This is a genomic window from Streptomyces sp. BR1, from assembly GCF_052373795.1.
GTDB lineage: Bacteria > Actinomycetota > Actinomycetes > Streptomycetales > Streptomycetaceae > Streptomyces.
Window position 1 is genome coordinate 998,581 of sequence record NZ_CM126252.1, and the last position, 18,505, is coordinate 1,017,085.

An 18,505-nucleotide genomic window follows, 5' to 3' on the forward strand; every position below is an offset into this window, starting at 1 on the left:
GTCGGCGTGATCATCGATCGCGGACAGCCCGGAACCCCAAGGACGAAGGAGCATCACGAATACGGAGTGCTGCTGCCGCGAACGGGTGACGTGGTCGATCTGAGCGGGGTCATTGCAGGACAGGTGCGAGAGCAGCAGACCGGCAGCACGTTCGTCGCTCGCCTCATCAGCGAATCGGACACATCCAGAATGTTTTCGGAGGCGATCGAGAAGGCGGTGCATGACCCATCATCCGGGAACCTTCACCGAGTGCAATCTTTGCTTTCTGAAGCCGACTTCCGGAACCCAGAGATACTCTCACGGACTTGCGACGAGCCTGGCTGCGACAATACGAGGCCCTGCCCCCTCCACGGTTGGGATTAGGAAATGCCCACCTGGGACCACCCGCGAGAACTTGGGTCTGCCCGCGCTCTCGGCTCTGTAGGCGGCGCGCCCATCTCTGTGCTTGGTGGCTTCACCCTCACGGCAGCCATCACCGCGGCCAGGGTGCCATGCCAAACCATCTGGCGCGATTTGGCTACCGCCACACTCAGTGCAGCAGTCGTGTGTTTCCTCTTGGGGCTCATCTTTATTTCAGAAGCAGCACCGTACATCGCCAGCCCGGATGAGCGACTTTCCTGGCACCCGGAGGCTAAATACGACACTAACGCCCTTGAAATGCTGCGCCGCAAGCAGCGGCAAGATGAATGGATGCTGGACCTATACGAGAAGCGCAAGAACTGGGCAATAACCTGGGGAATTCTATTCACGCTGGCCGGGCTGGCATTTTTGTTGCTAACAACGGATGACACCTGGGGGGTATATTTCGCGGCGGCGGCTATTGGGGTCGCCTTCACCATCACCCTTCTCTCTCAACTCCGCAGGCGCGCCAGATTCTTTACCCAAAGACTTTTCCCGCGACTGGACGATTGGCCATACAAAACACGACATTTGAAGCCTCTTTCTAAGACTCAGCGGGCCGCTCTGGATTTCAGGGAGCCTGGCAAAGGAAAGAGAAGAAGGTCACTTGCGGTGATAGGTGCAATCGCAGGCTACGGTGCCTACCGGGCACTCAAGAGGTGCGGGAAGCGCAGTGCCCAGTGACAATGCGTGGCCCAACATGGGGCCAGACCGGACTCTTTAGCCGATCCGTAGGTCATCTTCCAGGTCGCGGCGGTGTCCCGCTTGTCGGAGTGCGCGATCACCCGAACGGGATCCAAGCCCACGACCGCCCGGACACCCGCATCGGGTGCCGTGTCACTGGCCAGCTTCCATAGCCCGTTCACGCATTCCAGCCCGCGTTTCGGACCCTCGACAGCGCCAGCGAGGGCGTCGATGAGCCGGGAAACGGTCGGATAGGAGGCCACCGGCCCGAACATGGCCGGCTTGGCCGCAGCATTGCCGCATCGGCCAGACGGTCCCCGCCCAGGGCGAGTGCCACGGCCCGGATCGTGCACTGCCCTCGACTGTGCCAGGGCGGGAGGGCCTCCGATATCGCCGTGTCCAGACCGGTCTTGTGGACCGTCTCCGCCAGCAACACACTCCCGGCCTGCGAGACCAACGAGCGGTCGGCGCCCCCGACACCTATCGGACAGACCGCTTCATGAAGCTCGAGGCTTCGAGCCGTCGCAGAACGCCATGAACGCAGCCATGCCCTCCACGCATCCCGCACCCCGGGGAGGGCTTCTCCCCCCATACGAAAGGTCACAACCCTGTCTCGATTCTCAATAACTTGCCCATTTCACGGAAACGCGCAGTGGAGATCCATCCGGGACTCCTCTCCGCAGGAGTGGGAGGATGTGGTGGCCTTCGACGCGGCCATCCGGAAGGGAAATGCCCGCGCGAATGCCACCGGCAACCAGCTGCTGGGCCAAGCGTTCCTCCACCGCTCGCGTGTACCGCTCGACCAGGCGCCGATCGACCATGTGACCGCCGCCGAATGGGCTGCCCTGCAGCAGGAACTCGATGACAGTGAAGCAGACGCCCAGGAGCTGGAGGACGGCGTTATCGACGGCTGCTCCCCGTGGGCCTGCCGTGGTGAAGTCGAGCCGGTCCAGGACGATTTCGGACTGGCCTCTTGATTCTTGATCTGTTCGCGGGTCCCGGGGGTTGGAGCCAGGCCCTGACCGTGCTCGGCGTGCGGGACGTGGGCCTGGAATGGGATGAATGGGCGTGCAAAACCCGGGCGGCGGCCGGGCAGTTGACGATCCGCACCGATGTCGCCGCCTATCCCCTGTGGCCGTTCCTCGGCAGGATCACCGGGCTGATCGCGAGCCCGCCGTGCCAGGCATGGTCGATGGCCGGCAAACGCCTCGGGCTCCTCGACCAGCCCCTGGTCCACCAGGCCGTCGCCGACCTCGCCCAGGGTCTGGATACCCGCGCGAAGTTGCTCGCCGCTTGCCGGGACGAACGCTCCCTGCTCGCCGCCGAGCCCATGCGCTACCTGCACGCCCTCCACCGGCACGGGCAGCCGGAGTGGGTCGCGATGGAAGAGGTCCCCGACGTGCTGCCCCTGTGGCGCCAGTACGCCGCGATCCTGCGGACCTGGGGGTACTCGGTCTGGACCGGGGTCTTGAACGCGGCCGACTACGGGGTACCGCAAACGCGGCGGCGGGCAATCTTGCTCGCCTCACGCACACAAACCGCCGCACCGCCGCCGCCCACCCACGCCAAACTCGCCGAGCCCGACTCGCTGTTCGGACCGGGCCGCGCCCGCTGGATCTCCATGTCCGAGGCCCTGGGCTGGGGCGCCACCGACCGTCCCGTCCCCACTGTCTGCGCCGGAGGCGGACCCGGCGGCGGGCCCGAACCTTTCCCCTCCGGCGCCCGCAAGACCCTCAGCGACGCCCGCGACCGCGGCACCTGGAAACCGCACCCGCCCGCCAACTCACCCGTCACCGTGACGGATTGCCGGGCGGAGAAGGCCGGCCACGCCGAGCACCCCGCCACCCAAGCGATGCCCACGGCGTGGCGCTGGACGCTGCGCAACAACAACCAGGCCAACGCCACCGTCCGCACCATCGACGAGCCGGCCGGAACCCTGTTCTTCGGCCACCGGGCCAACGAGTGCGTGTGGCAGGCCGAACCGGTCGCCCCCGCAACGTTGGGTACCGACCCAGCCCCCGATCCGATCCGGATCACCGCCGCCGAGGCCGGCCTCCTGCAGACCTTCCCCGCCGACTACCCCTGGCAAGGCAACAAGGGCCAAATCTTCAGCCAGGTCGGCAACGCCGTCCCGCCCCGGCTCGCCGCCCACCTGCTCGCCCCGCACCTCGGCAAGACCCTCACCCCCGACGACTTCACCCTGGCCGCCTAATGCCCCCTCCCTCCACTGCCGACGAGAACGACGACCTGGACGACCTTCCGCCCCTCCCACCCGTGCACTACGCCGAACAATCCCTGCTCGGCGCCCTGCTGCTGGACCCCCACCGCCTCGACGAGATCGGCCCGCTGGATCCGGGCCACTTCTCCAACCACACGCACGGCGAGCTGTTCCGCGCCATGCGCACCGCGCCGGCCCCCGACGCCGAGCAGCACCGCACGAGCCCGGCCTGGCTGAACACGGTCCTGGACGCGGCCCGCGCGCACGCCCCCGGGCTGACCGCCACCTACCTGCACACCCTCGTCCAGGTCTGCCCCTGGCCCAAGCACGCGGCCACGTACGCCCGGATGGTCCGCGCCGACCACGCCCGTCGCAGCCTGCGCATCCACGCCGAACGCCTGGCCCAGACCGCGCTGGACGCCACCCTGCCCCACCGCGCGAAGGCCACCGCCGAGCAGGCCGACGCCCTCGCCCGGTTCCTGGACGACCTCTCCGGCCGCTTCGCCGCGCACCCCGGCTCCCTGCCCCGCACCGCGCTGCCGCCGGCACCCGCCAAGGACACCAGCGAGGAGGCCCTCGCCGAGGAACGCCTCCTGATCGCCACCGCGACCGCGTACCCCGCCCAGACCCGTCAGATGCGCTGGCTCGTTCCCGAAGACTTCGCCCTCCCCCTGCACGCGGCACTGTGGCAGTGCCTCACCGCACTCACGCACCGCGGCGACCCGATCGACCCGATCACCGTCCTCTGGGAAGCCCAGCACCGCGGCCTGCTCACCGGCCACGTCGCCCCCACAGACCTGCTGACCCTGCTCTCCACGCCGGCCGGCTCCCCTGAGCACTGGGGCGAGAAGGTCCTGCAACGTGCCCTGCTCACCCGCGCGCAGACCGTCGCCGTCAGCATCACCGCCTTCACCGACGACCCGGCCAACAGCCCCCACCAGCTGATCACCGGCAGCCGGCGGGCCCTGGCCGACCTCACCGCCCTGCGCGCCCGCTGGCACCACGCCACCAGCCCAGCCCCGCCGCGTACCGCCCATCCGGCCCGAACCCCGGCTGCCCCGCGGGCCGGGCCGCCACCGTGGACCGCCCCCACCCCCGTCCGAGCCACCCGCTAGACCCTCCGGTCCGGGCCGACCGCCTCGTCGGCCCGGTCGGCGAGACGAGATCCATGCCCAACGCCGCATCCGACGTCCACGTTGACCTCTCGCTGCACCCCGAGCACTCCAGCGCCGTCGTCGCCCACCTCGACGGTCCTCAACTCCACACCGCCCGCGCCACCCTCGCCTCGGAAGGCTTTAGGCCGGTCAACGACACCACGATGCTCCTCGTACGCATCGACCACGAGGAGCCCCACTACGCCAACATCGCCGCCAACCTCCTGCGCAGCGCCGGTATCACCGTGCACGTCACCGACCAGCTGCAGGAGGAGATCGACACCGAGTGGACCTGGGCCAACCACCCCATGGCCTGGCTCGACCGCGACGAGATCCGGCTCGCTTCCGCCGACGCCCAGAAGATCCACGACGACATCGCCTCCGGCCGCCTCGCCCTCCACCTCCACGCGTTCGACGGCCACACCACCGTCGCCGTCGGCACATACCAGCACGCCGAGAGCGTCCACCTCCACGGCGAGAACCACCTGCGGGTCGTCAGCGGTACCTACGACACTCCCGGCGAAGCCATCGCCGCCTTCGAGCGCCTGTACGGCGACGCCGTCCGCCCCGGCCCGCCACCGCCCACCGACACCGAACAGCAGGCCGCCCACGCCCTCGCCGCCCTATCGACATCAGAGGAAGCCATCACCGCCGATTGACGCGGTCGCGGTCGGCACGGACAACGTCGACCACCTGCGGGAGCTGACCGGGGCCCTGCCGTACGAGGTAGACGAGAACGTGGTCCAGGAGTACCGGCAGCTCCTCAAAGCCCGTCAGCCTGCCTGAAGTTCCTGCACCATCTGCTCCCCGGTCTTCCGCGCGGGGGCCAGGCGCGGGTCCTCCGGATCCGCATAGGGACCGAGGATCTTCGCGGCGACGAACAGCGTCATCAGTTTGCCGTCCCGGCTCGCCAGATCCTCCCGCCGCTCGCGGCGGACGCGGTCGGCCAGCGCCGGGACGGCAAGGGAGGCCGCCCACAGATTCGCCGCATCCAGGCCGCGCGGAGCCATGCCCCAGTCCTCCCAGTCGAACACGCAGAACACCGGCGCCGTCACATTCGCCCAGTTGAGATCCGCATGCGCCGGACGCCAATCGGCAACCGCCGTATCCACGCCGGGGAAAACACTGTGGATCGTTCCCGTGACCAGTTCCTGCGTGAGGGTCTCGGTATCCGGTGTCGCGATCCGGTTCGTGTGCTGCGCGGCGAGGGCCTCCAGTGAGGCGTTCAGCGAGGCCCACCACTCCTCGGCCAGTCCCGGGTCCTTGGCCACCACGGCGCTCCCCACCGGGGCACCCGGCAGCAGTCCCGTCTCGTCCGCCCGCCACATCACCGCCTCCGCATCGTCCCGCCACGCGACACCGGCGAGCCAGGCCGGCTTGGCGATCCCGCGCAGGGCCTCCGCGGACGCGGTACCGTCCCCGCCCTGCACCCCGATCCGGTCCAGCCCACGCCGCTCGACGCGCACCCACGTCCCGCGGTCCGTACGCGCCCCCACCGACCGGCGCTTACGCACCACCGTCTCGTGATCGAGGCGTACCCCCAGCATGTGCTCCACCCGGTCCAGTACGGCTTCCACCGGCTCTCTACGCAGGTCCACCGAACGCAGCGTCATACGGCAGAACGTACCAAGCCCCAGTCGCAGCAGTCTGGCCCCTCGCGGCGCTTGGCGCCGGCCCTGCGGCGGACTCACGTAGCGTACGAGCCCAGTTCAGTACGTCGAGCGGCTCCTACACAGAACCGCTTGTCGTCATCGGCTCAACTCGGCCCCTCTGACGCCTTCAAGGTTGGTCGCCGGGCTCCGATACTGGCTCCATGCCCTCCGAAGAACACAAGCCGATGACGACGCAGGAGACCCGAGCTCTCATCAACACCACGCTCACGGACCCTTCGGTCGGCCTTGCCGTCCCCCTCGGGATGTCGCTCGCGCTCCGTGAGGGTCTGCGGACAACGGTCCTTGCCTCACTGGCTCGAGGCGACTACCACCCGGCCGTTGGCGACGTGCCGGGCACCCTTACCTATCGCGACGGCGGCCAGGTCCGCCTCGTCACGCTCTCGCCGCAGTCCGAGCTCCTCCTCTCCGCCTACTTGGGACGATGAGACCGTCACCCCGGACGGGCTGCCCCTGCTGCCGACTCTGCGGTCACGAACCGCAGCACCAACACAGCGAACCGTCGGGCGGGATAAGCCCGCTGGTGACCAAGCAATTCTGCGGTGCGGACAGCCCGTCTGGCCCCCACGAGCGGCAGGGCGATACATAGCAGACGATCCCCGGTTAGCAAAACCGGGGATCGTCCGGACCATTAGTGGTCCACCGCCATTCCCTGCCCGTCACGTCGAAAGGCAGCGTCACGACGACAGCGCACAGCTCCACACTCCGTCGGCGCTCCAGCGAGATATCTCTATGCCGCCGTGTAGCTGAGGCGGAACAGGTCCTGGGCACGCTCCAGGTCCCGCTCCGTGCGCAGCTGCAGCTCCAGGTCTCCCGTGCCGTGGTGGCCGAGCCCCGTCACGTCCCGGGTGAAACCCGGGACGAGGTCGACCTCCTTCGGGTCGGCCTTGAGGTAGACGAGGATCTTGGTCTGCTGCGGCGGGCAGACGCTGGCGAAGTTCCGCAGCCGTCGGTAGGCGCGGTACTGCTTGCGCTGCACCCGGGTGACGCCATCGCCGAGCCCGACGAGGACCTCGTCGACCGCTTGGGCGAGCTCGGCCATCGCACCGCCCTGCTGTCCAACCGGCGGCGCCCCGGGCGCGCGGCGGCGTACCCTCTTGGCCTCCCCGGCTTGCCCCGTGACCGAGGCCACCGTCTCCAAGCCGAAGTGATCGCTGCCGAAGTACCGGTAGCGGACCAGGTCGATGCTGCGCCGATGCTCACGTACGGCGTGCGCGTCGTAGCGGGTGAAGTCGCCGGCCACGCAGATCAGCCGGGGCGCGCTCCACAGGATCTGGGACGCGGCCGTCACCCCGAGCCGGTCGCGGACCAGGTTCCGGAAGGCATCCTTGTGGTTCGTCAGCCAGGCCATGTAGTAGAGGCCCTGATTGATCACACCGGCGTCGGTGCCTCGCTTGTACTCGACGATCACCGGCGCCCCGTTCTCGTCGAGCCCCAGCGAGTCGATCCGCCCGCCGTCGGCACAGTCGATGACGAACTCGCTCGCCAGGAACCTGACACCCAGCATCTTCTCCATGTGCGCCTCGACAAGGTCCTGCACATCCGCCTCGACCTCAGCCAGACGCGGCATGACCTCACTCACGCCGCCCGCCGTGTTGAACAACTTCAGTCCGACCACTCCCCCTCCGCGATCACGTTGCCAGAGGGCAACGTCCCAGAGTTCAGGGATATTTCCGCGACCGAAGCCGTCTTGAAAGGACCGAAGAGTCACACATGCACAGCCAGAACGACGCGATATCGGATACGGACGCCCAGCACAGCCCCGCGCGGATCCGCGCCACCTGGGGCGGGACCGGCAGCGTCGAGGACGCTTCCCGGGCCTTCGGGTTTTCCAGGGCGAAGGGTTACGACCTCGTTCGCCGTGGGGAGTTCCCTTGCCGCGTACTGCGCATCGGCCGCAGCACACGCGTCGTCACTGCATCCTTGCTCCGCGTCCTCGACAGCGGCGAGCCCGAGTACAGTGCAACCCACAGCGCAGGCCCCGTGTCGGCGTGACCCACTGCGTGCAAAAGCCCCGCCGGATCCGGCGGGGGCCTCTGCGTGTCACATGAGTCACACAGCCAGGTGGAAGCCCCCCAGCCGCATAGGGCTTGGGGCAGCGGACGATTTCGCGAAGTGCTTTGCGTCTCACCACGTCCGTGATCGGACCAGCTCCGCACGCTGCCGCCGTGGCCGATCCGGCGGAACACGCCCTGGTCCGCGACCAGCGGTCCGGATCGCCACCGCTGACGTGCTAAAGGAGTTCGAGCAGGTCGGGGCATCGTCGATGAGGGTTCATCGGCTCAAGGGATCAGTCTGTGACTGGTGACGACGCCTGCACGCCAGCGCTCGACTCGGTAGTCCGTTCCTCCGATTGGTCCGGTGGGACGGGCAATCTGTGACGTCGAATGTTGCTGGACCGTGCGATAGCACCTAACTCCGCAGGTCAGAGGGGTTCGTCGAGTGCCGCAGCCGAGCGAGCTCGTCGGCGGTGAGGAATGCGACCCGCACGCGGACTGGACCATCCGCTACTTCGGGCTGGTCCACAAGGCCAGAGAAATCCTGCTGCTCGGTCCCGAGGACTTCGTGGACGTCAACGACCCCGCGGTGTGGGAGTCCGTCGAGTCCATCCGCGATTCGGTCACGTCCTGGGCCGACCGGGTCTTGCAGCAACGCCCCCGCGCTATCCGACTCCTGACAGGCAGGTAGACACCCATGCCCAGCGCCGCAGGCCGCTACTCCAACACCGTGCGCGACGTCCTCGACCGTGAAGCTCTCCGCTGCATCCTCGCGGGCGGGAGCGAGAGTGAGCAGTTCGCCCGGCTGCAGGGGACCGTCCGATCGAAGGTCAAGGTGCTGTCGGCCGAGTACCACGCGGTGTTCGACCGCGCGGTGAAGTCGATGTGCACCACCTCCTTCAACAAGGTCTCCAAAGAGATCCGAATCGCTGCCATGGCCGGACCGCCGGGCCTACGCCCCCCGAACCGATCCTCCAGGGCCCCGGCTGCGGCACTGCCCCCAACGGGCCAGACGATGCGAGCGTTCCCGGTCCACGCGCCGGCGCCACCGACGACAACGTCGTCGCGAAGGTCGTACTCGGCGAAGGCGGCGAACTGACGGAGAAGACCGCCCGCCAGCTCGTGCTGCAAGACCTCGACCGCATCATCGACGTCCTGCCCCCGCTAGCCGAACGCGACTTCAGAGAGGCCGACCGGCTCGACCAGCAGGCCAAAGAGTCCACCCAGGGAGCGAAAAGGCACCGGGCCCGCGGAAACCGCATCCTCGCCCTGGTCAAACGCTACGACCGCCTGGTCGCCGGCATCGACAACCTGCCCGGCATCTTCACCGTCACAGACCTGCTCACGGAAGTCGGGCCGCAGGCCCTCGGCCTGGACGAGGACGACGCCGAACTCCTCCGCTACGCAGGTGCCCTGTGACCGAGTCTGCGTGGCACAAGGAGATCAAGGCATGGGGTGTGGCCACCGAGATCTCCCTCGGCAACCGCCGGGCCGACTGCCTGTTGCACTGCGGCAAGCGCGCCGAGGTACAGGCCCGCCCGCTTCCCCCCGCCGAAGTCGCCGGCCGGGAGGCACACACCGACATGTGGATCCTGGACTGCCGTACTGCCCACCGCGCACGGCGCCTGATGGTCTGGAGCGACCCGCAGTTCGGTACGCTGCTGCGCTGGGAGCGTCCCTGGCGGGGCTTCGCCGTCTCCAAGCGCCCCGTCTTCCTCAACCTTGAACTCGACCTCCGCACTGGCCACGGCACCTTCTTGAAGGTGACCGGCTGTGCCTTCGACAGATACCGGGCCGCGGGCGCCGGCCACATCCACACCGCCACCGCCCTCCGGTCCTGGATGCGCTACGGCCTCCCGCCCTCAGGGCACCCGGCGGTGGCACTATGAACCCAGCCCTCTCCCCCAGGCCGCGCCACCGCACCGTCACGATCGAACTCGACGGTCTCCTGCGGCAGATGCCAGCCGAATACCACCCGACCGGTGCGCTCGTGGGGCGCATAGTGACCGCCCCTGCCTTCCTTGCACAGTCTCCGTTCGGCCAGTGCCCAGTGCCGACGGCCATGCCCCTGCACCGCCCCACCGCCCGCACCGACCCGCGGCTGATCGTCGTGGACAACCTATCCGAGCAGTGGGTCATGGGCTTCAGCGTCCTCTACCGCCACCAGCTCTACCGCATCACCGGCTTCTACCCCCAGTAACCGCACCGCCCCTCGCAGACCTCAGCACGCGAAACTGCCATGCGCACTACTGGCCGCGTCGGCGAACAGACCTTGCCCGTCACGCTCTACACCCCCACCGACGGATCTGGCGGCAGAAACCGAACCAAGGCCCCCCGTCGGCACCTGCCGACGGGGGTTCGTCACGGCAGGCAAGGACGGCCACTGACCTGCCGTCGTCACCGACGTACTCTCAATATGCGATGGGCAAGCTGGGTCAGTTGGGGCCGTACAAGGGGGCGCACGTGCCGAGAATCAACCCATTGACCAGCTCGGGGCATCTCAGGATGCGTCCAGGGGACTTCCAGAACCTGGACATGCTCAGGGAGTTCGGCGTACTCGACAGGATGAGAGGGATTCGAGCAGACCGACTGCAATCCCATGTTGGGCTCATCACGAGAGCTACCAGCTATAGGCCGCTATGGGGAGGCTGGAGATCTGACGGGTTCTACTACTACGCAGGCTCCTCGCCAGTCGTCAGGCACCAGAGCGAGCGGCCAAGCCCCTGGAGGTCAAGGGACAACGGTCGTCTCCGCAGGGCCGCCGCAGAAGGCAAGCCGATACACGTCTTCGAAGCAGGACGGGTGACAGCTCGGTATATGGACGAGTTCATCGTGGAGGGCATCGAAGAGGAGGAAATCCCCACCGAGGACGGCAAGTTCGCCTACCCGCCTATGTTCAAAATGCGCCCCGTTGAGACTGTTGCTCACATCCCCGGCCAGCTGGCAGCCGTATGCGACCGGCAGATCGTATCTTTCCGACCGATAGAGCGCAGTGACATGCTGTGTAACGACGCGGACTTGGACGCTTCCCCTCTACGCCCAGAGAACAAACTGGTCGTCAGGTTCTGCCGACACCTTCATCGCCACGGGCATCCCACCCTCAGAGTACAGATCCGTCATACACCCGACCATGCCCCCATGTTCACCGACATTTGGGTCGACTCTGCCTACCTACTGATCGAAGCGAAGGTAGAACCGACACGGGAGAACGTGCGTATGGCGTTGTCGCAGATGGACGATTACCAGCGGTTCCTGGAGAACCCTAAGCGTGCCGTCCTCTTGCAGAAACGCCCGCCTGACGAACTCATCGAGCTGGCCCACAGCCGACACGCTGCTGTCATCTGGCCCTCACGCGACAGTTGGCTGTCCAGCATCGGCTGGCTGGAGAACCTTGGGATCAGGCAGGGCCTTAGCGTTCGTAAGCGTTCCCGATAACTTACCCACTTCATCCGCAGAGGCGACATGCTCCGTCGAGCTGGACATCACCTTGCTCGACCGTGCGGCATGCGCACTCGGAACCACCGGCCATCAGGAGACCGTCATCACCGCTCTCACCCAGGCTCTGCGAAGCCAGCAGCAGGCCACGGAACTGCACGTTCTACGCGAGTACGTCAAGTGCATCGCTGCCACTGCCGAGCAAGCCCTCCGAGCCAGCGGCTCCTTCCCTGCCGGGCAGTGACGTCGTTCGGTGGGTTCTGCCGCGAAGAGCCACCCGCCTTGGCGTGTCCCGCTCTCCTGTGCCCCCGGCGTCCGAAGGGACTTGTCTCACTCCAGCCCGCCTGGCACCCCACAAGTGGGCTGTGCAATCAGCAGGAGACGGGTGATACACCGGGCCCGGAAATTCGTTTCCGTCCTGCTGGGCATCCCCTCTAGCCTCGGGTGCAACGCGTCGACGGAGCCAAGTATCCCCGGGATCACGTGAGTGAAGAGAGCTGCCGGTAGCTGAGAAGGCGGTCTCACGCCCCGGGGTGAATCCCCTCCTGAGTGCGGGGAGGAACGGCCGCGCCTGATCCGGCGCACCTCATGCCCCGCCGGCCGGCCCCCGTCACCGGGCTCGAACGAGGCTGCCCCGCGGGGTGGTGAAGGCGTGGTGGCACCGCGAGCACCCTCTCGCCCACGCTCCCAGGGATCAGCGCCGGGGCGAAGCTCCGGCCGGTCGAACGGAGCACACCCGCCATGCTGGATGTCAACGCAATGCGAGCAAACCCCGAGCGGGTTCGCCAGGCCCTGCTCAAACGGGCCGTGGACGTCGATGTCCCGGCCTTCCTCGCCCTGGACACGGAGTACCGACAGGCCCGGACGACCGTGGAGGAGCTGCGCGGCGAGCGCAAGCGGATCTCGGCCGAGATCGCCGCGCTGCGCCGGGCGGGCACGGCCGCCGAAGACCTCCAGGCGACGGCGAAGGCCCTGGCCGATCAGGTCACGGTCGCAGAGGCCCGGCTAGCCCAACTCGGCGCAGAACACCGGGAGTTCCTCGACCTGCTGCCCAATCTCCCGGACGACGACGTCGTCGCGGGAGGCAAGGAGAACAACGCGGTCGTACGCAGCACAGGAGTGCGGCCCGCCTTTGGCTTCCCGGCCAAGGGGCATGTGGAGATCGCCCAGGACCTGGATCTCGTCGACTACCGGCGGGGCACCAAGCTCGGTGGCAACGGGTTCTGGATCTACCGGGGCGAGGGCGCCGCCCTGGAGTGGGCGCTGCTCAACTACTTCGTGGACACCCACCGCCGGGCCGGGTACGAGTTCGTGCTGCCGCCGCACATCCTCACCTACGAAGCCGGGTACGCCGCCGGGCAGTTCCCGAAGTTCACGGACGACGTCTTCGTACTCGAAGAGGGCGAGGACGGTCGGCCGGAGCGGTTCCTGCTGCCCACCGCGGAGACCGCCCTGGTCAATCTGCACCGCGACGAGACGCTCGCGGAGAGCGAGCTGCCGCGCAAGTACTTCGCGTACACGCCCTGCTACCGCAAGGAGAGCGGCGGCTACCGGTCGGCGGAGCGCGGCACGCTGCGCGGCCACCAGTTCGACAAGGTCGAGCTGTTCCAGTTCGTGCGCCCCGAGGACTCGACGGCGGCACAGCTGGAACTGCTCGCCAGAGCAGAGGAGTTGGTGGCCGGGCTCGGGCTGCACTACCGGATCACCAAGCTGGCGGCCGAGGACACCAGCGCCGCCATGGCCAAGACGTACGACGTCGAGGTCTGGCTGCCCAGCATCGACGCCTACGTGGAGGTCAGCTCGGTGTCGAACGCCCGCGACTACCAGGCCCGGCGCGGCAACATCCGCTACCGCCCGGCCGGCAGCGGCAAAGCGGCCTACGTCCACACCCTCAACGCCTCGGCCCTCGCCACCAGCCGCCTGCTGCCCGCGATCCTCGAACAGCACCAGCGCCCCGACGGAACCGTCACCGTCCCCCAGCCACTGCGGCGCTGGGGCGCGGCCGAGGTGCTCGGCGAGCGGTAACTCCCCCATCCCTGTGGCTGCCTGCCGGGCACCCCTCGGCAGGCAGCCACACGTCGGCCCGGTGAAGCCTCCACTCCACCGGAATCCCGGCGGCAGCCGACGGAAAACATTCCCGACGGCGGGCGCACCGAGCCCGGGCAGGTACCCATCCCACAGCGGTGCTGACGGCGGAGCGGGTCCTGGTCGCCGTCGTGGCTGACCCGCCAGTCAGAGCCGCCGGCCGGCGGTCGCCGAGAAGATGCGGGCCTTCAAGGTTGCGCTACACACGAGGAGTCGGCGGGGCCGGGTCGGGCGCTGATCTACCGGGCATCCGTGCGCAACTGCCGCGCGAATCCTGCCATCTCGGTCCGGCCGCAACCAGGCGGCTTCCGACTCACCGTCTCGCGCCCGGGCATGGCCGTACACATCACCACCTGTGCTGACCGGTCATCCCCGCATCACCTCCCCGCCAAGGAACCCGGAGCAATGCCAAGCGTTTTGAGCCAGTCATGCCGATCCGAGCGGCCATAACCCACAAATATACGAACATCCGTTCGCATCTTGTTCTAGGGTCTCACTGTCATCACACGGCCCTCGCACCTCGTTCGCGCCCGGCACTAAGCCGGGCACGAACGCGCACAGGGGGCCGGACACACTCATCAACTGGGGGGCCAGTGAAGAGAACTGTGAAATCCGCCATCGGGCTCGGCTCGGCCGGCCTGGCGCTGCTCGCCGTGGCAGCACCAGGAGCGCAAGCCGAACCCACCCCGGCGAGGTACACCGAGGCTCAGATCGCAACCATGGACCCTGCACAGCAGGCCGAGCTGCTGGAGCCGCTGCGCCACATCGCCAACGCCGTCGACAGCGCAGGCAAGGCGAGCCAGTCCGACGTCTACGCGGGGCTGCGCATCGACGCCCCGCAGAATGTTGTGCACGTCTATGTGACGGACTCGGCCCGGACGTCGAAGCTCGTCGCCGCGGCCCGTAAGGCCGACTCCAGCATCGACCCGAAGAGGATCGCCGTCGAGAAGGTCCGCTACAACCTCAGTGCCCTCCACGACGCACGGAGCAAGCTCCTGGCCAAGGCCGAAGCGAACAGTCTCCCCTACAAGATTCACTCCGTGGCCGTCAACGCCGAGGGGTCCTCGCTCGATGTGGCCGTCGACGCGCCGGCCAAGGCCAGCGCCAGTACGCCGCAGCCGCTGTCCGCCGGTGACGTTCCGCTGCACTTCACCCAAGGCCAGAAGATCGCTCCCGCCAGCTGGGCCGATGTCAAGTGGCACGACAGCTCCCCGTTCATCGCGGGGGACGTGATCACGGATGGAAACGGCTACTGCTCGGCCGGCCTGCCCGCCGTGCGCAAGAGCGACAACACGCGCGTCATGGTGACCGCCGGGCACTGCTTCTCCGACGGGCAGAAGATCTACACCGGGGCGGGCACCACGCCTTCGTTCGGCAACTACTACGGCGGTCTGAACGGCCAGACGGGGAACTATGTGGGCACTGTGAGCGGGGTTGCCCCCGGCTGGGATGCCGAACAGCTCATCGGCGCCGACAACAACGCCGATGCCAGTGAATCCACCGGTTACGTGCCCGTCACGAGCGTCGCCTACTCGCGCAAGGGCGACTACGTCTGTCAGGACGGCGCGGCATCCTTCTTCATGCAGCAGGGCACCGTCTGCGGCATCCAGGTCATCAATGACGACATCACGTACAACATGGATAATGGCTGGACCGTAAGGGGAGTGGAGGGGACCCGGCTTCCCACCAGCCCGTGGGCTGTGGCCCATGGTGACAGCGGCACGATGGTCTACTCCACGACCGGCTCGTCCCGCCAGGCCCGCGGGGTCGTCTCCTCGCTCGCCGACCCGTACCAGACCTACGCCGGGAACTATGTCTTCTGGACTGAAGCAACCGACATCTTCAATCACTTCGGGCTGAAACTGAACCCGACCACCTAGTCGGCAAAGTGGCACAAGGACTGGTGGTAGGCGTGCAGTGTCGGCGTTCACTTGTTCGAGTGTGCGCCGACATGCAGTTCCACTCGCACCACCAGTCCGGCCGTCGCGTCATCCCCACCGGAACCGGGAGTATCCGCTATGCGTCCCACCGGCATGAACCGATGCCCACGCCATGCGCTCGCCATCGCGATCATCCTGGTGAGCGGCCTCGCGGTCACCGCATGCGGGAAGGCGGACAAGGTAGCCACCCCCGAGTCGACTACGCCCTCAACCATCCAGCCCATCACCAGAGATGCGGTCCTCGACGCGGACGGCCAGACCATCACCACAGTGATCCCAGTCGGAGGGTGCCAGAAGGGACAGCTCACCGGAACCGAGAGCGAAGCAGCGGTGGAACTGACCCTGACACTGACCACGCATCAGAAGGCGGGCGAAGTCTGCGCGGCCAACATCAGACTCGAGCACGTGAGTTTCAAGCTCCGGGCCCCGCTGCACAACCGCACGGTCGTAGACAAGGCCACCGGCAAGCCGCTGTCCATTACCAAGAAGTAGCCTGCCCGAGAGTAAGACGACACCCTCCAAAAGGGGCGCCATATAGCCAAGTTGGCCGACCAGAAGCCTCGTCAGGGCTGGCAGGAAGGGATGCGGCTGACCGGGTGCCGGGCCGATCCCTCCAACGGTGACTCAAGAGGTCGCCTCGCGACCGGGCTGTCGTCGGCCCCTTCACGGTCCGATGCTGGCGCGATCGCACGGTCCCGCCGAGCCGTTGCCGACGGCAGCGGAATGAGACAGATCTGAGCCCGGCGGAATGGGGCATTCGCCGCATGTGTCACTGGTGCCTCACCCGTACTGGTCCAGGCCAGGAGGCGGTCCGGGGTGGGACCCCGGCTGTTGCCGCCATGAAGCAGAGCGGCAGTGTCGGCCACGGTCACTCTTTCGCGCCAAGCCTGCCGCTCGGCGGACGGTTACCGTTGCGCCGTTCCGCCGGTGCCCGGTCAGGGGTTCTGGAACCCCAGCCTCGATGACGAGGCGGAGCTGAACCGGTGCCACCCCAAGCGGCTCAGGCGGTTCCTACACGTACAGCGCAGAAGGAAGCGGCTCGCTTCCTGCATTGGTGATCCCAGCACACCTTCGTTACGAGGAGGAGCAGAGGAACATGCGCAGAGCTAGAGCGATATCGGCGGTGGTCGGCCTGGCGACGGCGTTGCTCATCGCCAGCCCGGCGGCCGCAGACACGCCAGTCCCCCAGCCGCCGGATGCCGACACCCTGAACCTGGGGGAAAGCAGCGAGGTGCTTTGCGGAGACCCTTCCGGTTCCTCGTTCGATTTCCACATCTACTACAACTCCGGTGAAAACGGCTCATACCGGAACATCGGCTACAGCGTCTACGACTTTGACGCGCTGCGACCGGGCGACGGCCACACCCATCCGCTCAAGTTCTGCTACCTCGGTGCGAGTTCACCGTGGCCGGGATCCGGTCAGAACATCAAGAACAATGCAGCCTCTGGCGAGAACACGCACTACAAGTACACAGCCAGGGTGTACTACTACAGCGGCTACAAGGGGAACCAGGACGCGATGGGCCCCTACCAGCACATCGATCAGTTCCGGAACGTCTACAACGAGAACGCGTCGTTCCAGTGGACTGTCTGACGGTCAACATGCCGTTCCAGGTTGAGGGGAAGGATAGGGGAGAGCAGCGATGAGTACCAGGAAGACGCTGGTGAAGGCAGCAGTGCCCGTCCTGGCTGCGGTGGCGGTGGGCGCGGTGGCGGTGGGCGCGTTATCTGCCAACTCGCCGTCCCAGGATGGCAAGCCGAAAGCCAAGGCGGAGTCCCGTTCCGGCGGTGCTCCGGCGGTGCCCGCAGCGGTGAGCGACCCCGGCGATCCCGCGACGTGGAAGCTGCCCATCGAGGCATACATGGTCTCCAGGGCCGATGCCCGGCTGGTCAGCAGCGGCCGGGACCGTGTGATCGCCGAGTGCATGAAGAGGGCCGGGTTCCCGAACTGGGTCCCGGCACCGGATCTTCCCGCCGTCGGGGGGAAGACCGAGACGGACTGGCGGTACGGGATCCACGACGCCGCCCAGGCGGCCAAGCGCGGCTACCACCCGGACGCTGCCGAGCAGCAGGCGTACGACAAGGCCATGATGGCCGGCGCGGTGGACAGGTCCGGCGCCGACCCGAAGGTGCTGCGGGGCTGCGCCGAGTCGGCCGGAACCACCGTGCCGACGGTGACGCGCTCGGACCTGGTGGAGCAGATCAAGGGTGACTCCTACAAGGAATCCGCGAAGGACCCGAGGGTGACCGCGGTCTTCGCGCAGTGGTCCGCGTGCATGAAGGCCAAGGGCTACTCATACGGCAAGCCCATGGACGCCAACGACGACCCGCGCTTCAACGACCCCCACAACGTTTCCGACGTGGAGATCGCCACCGCCAAGGCGGACGTCGCGTGCCGCACCCAACACCGCGTCGAGAAGACCTGGTTCGACGCCGAGGCAGCGCTGCAGACCAAGGCCATCAAGGCCAACCAGGCGGCCCTGAACGAGGTCCAGACCGCCAACAAGGACACAGTCAGCAAGGCATCTGCGGCCGCCGCAGCCCACTAGCCCGTTCCCATGTTGGTTTCCGGCCCCTCCTCAAGCGGGGCCGGAGCCTTTCACTGCCGAAATCCCCGAGAAGGCAGTCACTTTAAAGAACCGTGCCCTTCATCGGATCGCCATGGCCACGGCGGCGGCGGGCTGCCTTCGCTGTCGCCGTTCCGGAATCCGCGCGGGTTGCCACGGCCACATCCGCGACGTGTGACTGGGTGTGTGTCCTGGACGTCCGGGCCGAAGCCCAGAGCACTTATGACCACCTCTGGTTCGACCTGTCTGGTGGCCAGCCCACCATCGACTCCGCCGAAACGGACAGCAGGCTGTACGTCCCGCCCAGCGGGACACCAAGGAGCTGGCTATCGCTGGCAAGTCCTACCGTCTGCAGC

General features: G+C 67.4%; 19 protein-coding genes and 1 pseudogene. 17 read left to right on the top strand and 3 right to left on the bottom strand.

Translation table 11 applies throughout. The features are described 5' to 3' along the window. The first annotated feature begins 366 nt into the window (after positions 1 to 366). Complete coding sequence (locus tag ACT1U9_RS04570; protein ID WP_444537080.1) at positions 367 to 1,083, top strand: hypothetical protein; 717 nt, start codon at positions 367 to 369, stop codon at positions 1,081 to 1,083. Between the two features lie 44 nt (positions 1,084 to 1,127). On the opposite strand, the pseudogene ACT1U9_RS04575 reads toward ACT1U9_RS04570, so the two are convergent. Beyond that, a pseudogene (locus ACT1U9_RS04575) lies at positions 1,128 to 1,567 on the bottom strand (transposase); the annotation flags it as partial. Positions 1,568 to 1,781: 214 nt separating this feature from the next. Here ACT1U9_RS04575 and ACT1U9_RS04580 point away from each other — a divergent pair. Genes ACT1U9_RS04580 through ACT1U9_RS04595 form a run of 4 tightly spaced genes read left to right on the top strand, consistent with a single transcriptional unit; the run spans position 1,782 to position 5,114 of the window. Further along, on the top strand, positions 1,782 to 2,060 hold the full coding sequence (locus tag ACT1U9_RS04580; RefSeq protein ID WP_444537081.1) for a hypothetical protein: 279 nt from the start codon (positions 1,782 to 1,784) through the stop codon (positions 2,058 to 2,060). Beyond that, a complete protein-coding gene (locus ACT1U9_RS04585; protein ID WP_444537082.1) occupies positions 2,057 to 3,295 on the top strand; it encodes a DNA cytosine methyltransferase in 1,239 nt (412 codons plus the stop codon). The genes ACT1U9_RS04580 and ACT1U9_RS04585 overlap by 4 nt, the downstream gene beginning before the upstream one ends. Further along, positions 3,295 to 4,416: a DnaB-like helicase N-terminal domain-containing protein gene (locus ACT1U9_RS04590; protein WP_444537083.1), complete on the top strand. Its 1,122-nt coding sequence runs from the start codon at positions 3,295 to 3,297 to the stop codon at positions 4,414 to 4,416. Before ACT1U9_RS04585 ends, ACT1U9_RS04590 begins: the two co-directional genes overlap by 1 nt. A 53-nt stretch (positions 4,417 to 4,469) precedes the next feature. Then, a complete protein-coding gene (locus tag ACT1U9_RS04595; protein WP_444537084.1) occupies positions 4,470 to 5,114 on the top strand; it encodes a hypothetical protein in 645 nt (214 codons plus the stop codon). Between the two features lie 114 nt (positions 5,115 to 5,228). On the opposite strand, the gene ACT1U9_RS04600 is transcribed toward ACT1U9_RS04595, so the two are convergent. After that, entirely contained in the window at positions 5,229 to 6,068 is an 840-nt protein-coding gene (locus ACT1U9_RS04600) for a hypothetical protein (protein WP_444537085.1), read from the bottom strand. 200 nt (positions 6,069 to 6,268) lie between these two features. Here ACT1U9_RS04600 and ACT1U9_RS04605 point away from each other — a divergent pair, with 200 nt between their 5' ends. Continuing rightward, positions 6,269 to 6,553 carry a hypothetical protein gene (locus tag ACT1U9_RS04605; RefSeq protein WP_444537086.1) on the top strand — a complete coding sequence of 95 codons (285 nt, stop codon included), beginning with the start codon at positions 6,269 to 6,271 and terminating at the stop codon, positions 6,551 to 6,553. A gap of 302 nt (positions 6,554 to 6,855) precedes the next feature. On the opposite strand, the gene ACT1U9_RS04610 is transcribed toward ACT1U9_RS04605, so the two are convergent. Continuing rightward, positions 6,856 to 7,743 (bottom strand): DUF5655 domain-containing protein, encoded by an 888-nt coding sequence (locus ACT1U9_RS04610; RefSeq protein WP_444537087.1) that lies wholly within the window; start codon positions 7,741 to 7,743, stop codon positions 6,856 to 6,858. Between the two features lie 95 nt (positions 7,744 to 7,838). Here ACT1U9_RS04610 and ACT1U9_RS04615 point away from each other — a divergent pair, with 95 nt between their 5' ends. The 11 genes from ACT1U9_RS04615 (at position 7,839) to ACT1U9_RS04665 (ending at position 18,131) form a co-directional block, all read left to right on the top strand. Further along, on the top strand, positions 7,839 to 8,120 hold the full coding sequence (locus tag ACT1U9_RS04615) for a helix-turn-helix transcriptional regulator (RefSeq protein WP_444537088.1): 282 nt from the start codon (positions 7,839 to 7,841) through the stop codon (positions 8,118 to 8,120). Between the two features lie 447 nt (positions 8,121 to 8,567). Beyond that, on the top strand, positions 8,568 to 8,813 hold the full coding sequence (locus tag ACT1U9_RS04620; protein WP_444537089.1) for a hypothetical protein: 246 nt from the start codon (positions 8,568 to 8,570) through the stop codon (positions 8,811 to 8,813). Between the two features lie 194 nt (positions 8,814 to 9,007). Then, positions 9,008 to 9,541, top strand: coding sequence for a hypothetical protein (locus ACT1U9_RS04625; protein WP_444537090.1), 534 nt, complete (start codon positions 9,008 to 9,010; stop codon positions 9,539 to 9,541). After that, positions 9,538 to 10,011: a hypothetical protein gene (locus tag ACT1U9_RS04630; protein WP_444537091.1), complete on the top strand. Its 474-nt coding sequence runs from the start codon at positions 9,538 to 9,540 to the stop codon at positions 10,009 to 10,011. The genes ACT1U9_RS04625 and ACT1U9_RS04630 overlap by 4 nt, the downstream gene beginning before the upstream one ends. 173 nt (positions 10,012 to 10,184) lie before the next feature. Beyond that, positions 10,185 to 10,322 (top strand): hypothetical protein, encoded by a 138-nt coding sequence (locus ACT1U9_RS04635; RefSeq protein ID WP_444537092.1) that lies wholly within the window; start codon positions 10,185 to 10,187, stop codon positions 10,320 to 10,322. Between the two features lie 617 nt (positions 10,323 to 10,939). Then, positions 10,940 to 11,557 carry a hypothetical protein gene (locus ACT1U9_RS04640; RefSeq protein WP_444537093.1) on the top strand — a complete coding sequence of 206 codons (618 nt, stop codon included), beginning with the start codon at positions 10,940 to 10,942 and terminating at the stop codon, positions 11,555 to 11,557. Between the two features lie 741 nt (positions 11,558 to 12,298). Next, complete coding sequence (serS, locus tag ACT1U9_RS04645) at positions 12,299 to 13,582, top strand: serine--tRNA ligase (RefSeq protein ID WP_444537094.1); 1,284 nt, start codon at positions 12,299 to 12,301, stop codon at positions 13,580 to 13,582. Between the two features lie 665 nt (positions 13,583 to 14,247). Further along, a complete protein-coding gene (locus ACT1U9_RS04650) occupies positions 14,248 to 15,522 on the top strand; it encodes a peptidase (RefSeq protein WP_444537095.1) in 1,275 nt (424 codons plus the stop codon). Positions 15,523 to 15,660: 138 nt separating this feature from the next. Then, positions 15,661 to 16,074, top strand: a complete 414-nt coding sequence (locus ACT1U9_RS04655) for a hypothetical protein (RefSeq protein ID WP_444537096.1) — start codon at positions 15,661 to 15,663, stop codon at positions 16,072 to 16,074. A 604-nt stretch (positions 16,075 to 16,678) separates the two neighbouring features. Continuing rightward, the gene (locus tag ACT1U9_RS04660; protein WP_444537097.1) at positions 16,679 to 17,176 is read left to right on the top strand and encodes a hypothetical protein; all 498 of its coding nucleotides are present in this window, start codon (positions 16,679 to 16,681) and stop codon (positions 17,174 to 17,176) included. Positions 17,177 to 17,225: 49 nt separating this feature from the next. After that, positions 17,226 to 18,131 carry a hypothetical protein gene (locus ACT1U9_RS04665; RefSeq protein WP_444537098.1) on the top strand — a complete coding sequence of 302 codons (906 nt, stop codon included), beginning with the start codon at positions 17,226 to 17,228 and terminating at the stop codon, positions 18,129 to 18,131. The last annotated feature ends 374 nt before the right edge of the window (positions 18,132 to 18,505 follow it).

What these genes read in the sequence shown, in the direction of transcription:
- ACT1U9_RS04570 (WP_444537080.1), top strand. Translation starts at nt 367, where the DNA reads ATGCCCACCTGGGACCACCCGCGAGAACTTGGGTCTGCCCGCGCTCTC.
- ACT1U9_RS04590 (WP_444537083.1), top strand. Translation starts at nt 3,295, where the DNA reads ATGCCCCCTCCCTCCACTGCCGACGAGAACGACGACCTGGACGACCTT.
- ACT1U9_RS04595 (WP_444537084.1), top strand. Translation starts at nt 4,470, where the DNA reads ATGCCCAACGCCGCATCCGACGTCCACGTTGACCTCTCGCTGCACCCC.
- ACT1U9_RS04600 (WP_444537085.1), bottom strand. Translation starts at nt 6,068, where the DNA reads ATGACGCTGCGTTCGGTGGACCTGCGTAGAGAGCCGGTGGAAGCCGTA.
- ACT1U9_RS04605 (WP_444537086.1), top strand. Translation starts at nt 6,269, where the DNA reads ATGCCCTCCGAAGAACACAAGCCGATGACGACGCAGGAGACCCGAGCT.
- ACT1U9_RS04615 (WP_444537088.1), top strand. Translation starts at nt 7,839, where the DNA reads ATGCACAGCCAGAACGACGCGATATCGGATACGGACGCCCAGCACAGC.
- ACT1U9_RS04635 (WP_444537092.1), top strand. Translation starts at nt 10,185, where the DNA reads ATGCCCCTGCACCGCCCCACCGCCCGCACCGACCCGCGGCTGATCGTC.
- ACT1U9_RS04640 (WP_444537093.1), top strand. Translation starts at nt 10,940, where the DNA reads ATGGACGAGTTCATCGTGGAGGGCATCGAAGAGGAGGAAATCCCCACC.
- serS (WP_444537094.1), top strand. Translation starts at nt 12,299, where the DNA reads ATGCTGGATGTCAACGCAATGCGAGCAAACCCCGAGCGGGTTCGCCAG.
- ACT1U9_RS04655 (WP_444537096.1), top strand. Translation starts at nt 15,661, where the DNA reads ATGCGTCCCACCGGCATGAACCGATGCCCACGCCATGCGCTCGCCATC.
- ACT1U9_RS04660 (WP_444537097.1), top strand. Translation starts at nt 16,679, where the DNA reads ATGCGCAGAGCTAGAGCGATATCGGCGGTGGTCGGCCTGGCGACGGCG.
- ACT1U9_RS04665 (WP_444537098.1), top strand. Translation starts at nt 17,226, where the DNA reads ATGAGTACCAGGAAGACGCTGGTGAAGGCAGCAGTGCCCGTCCTGGCT.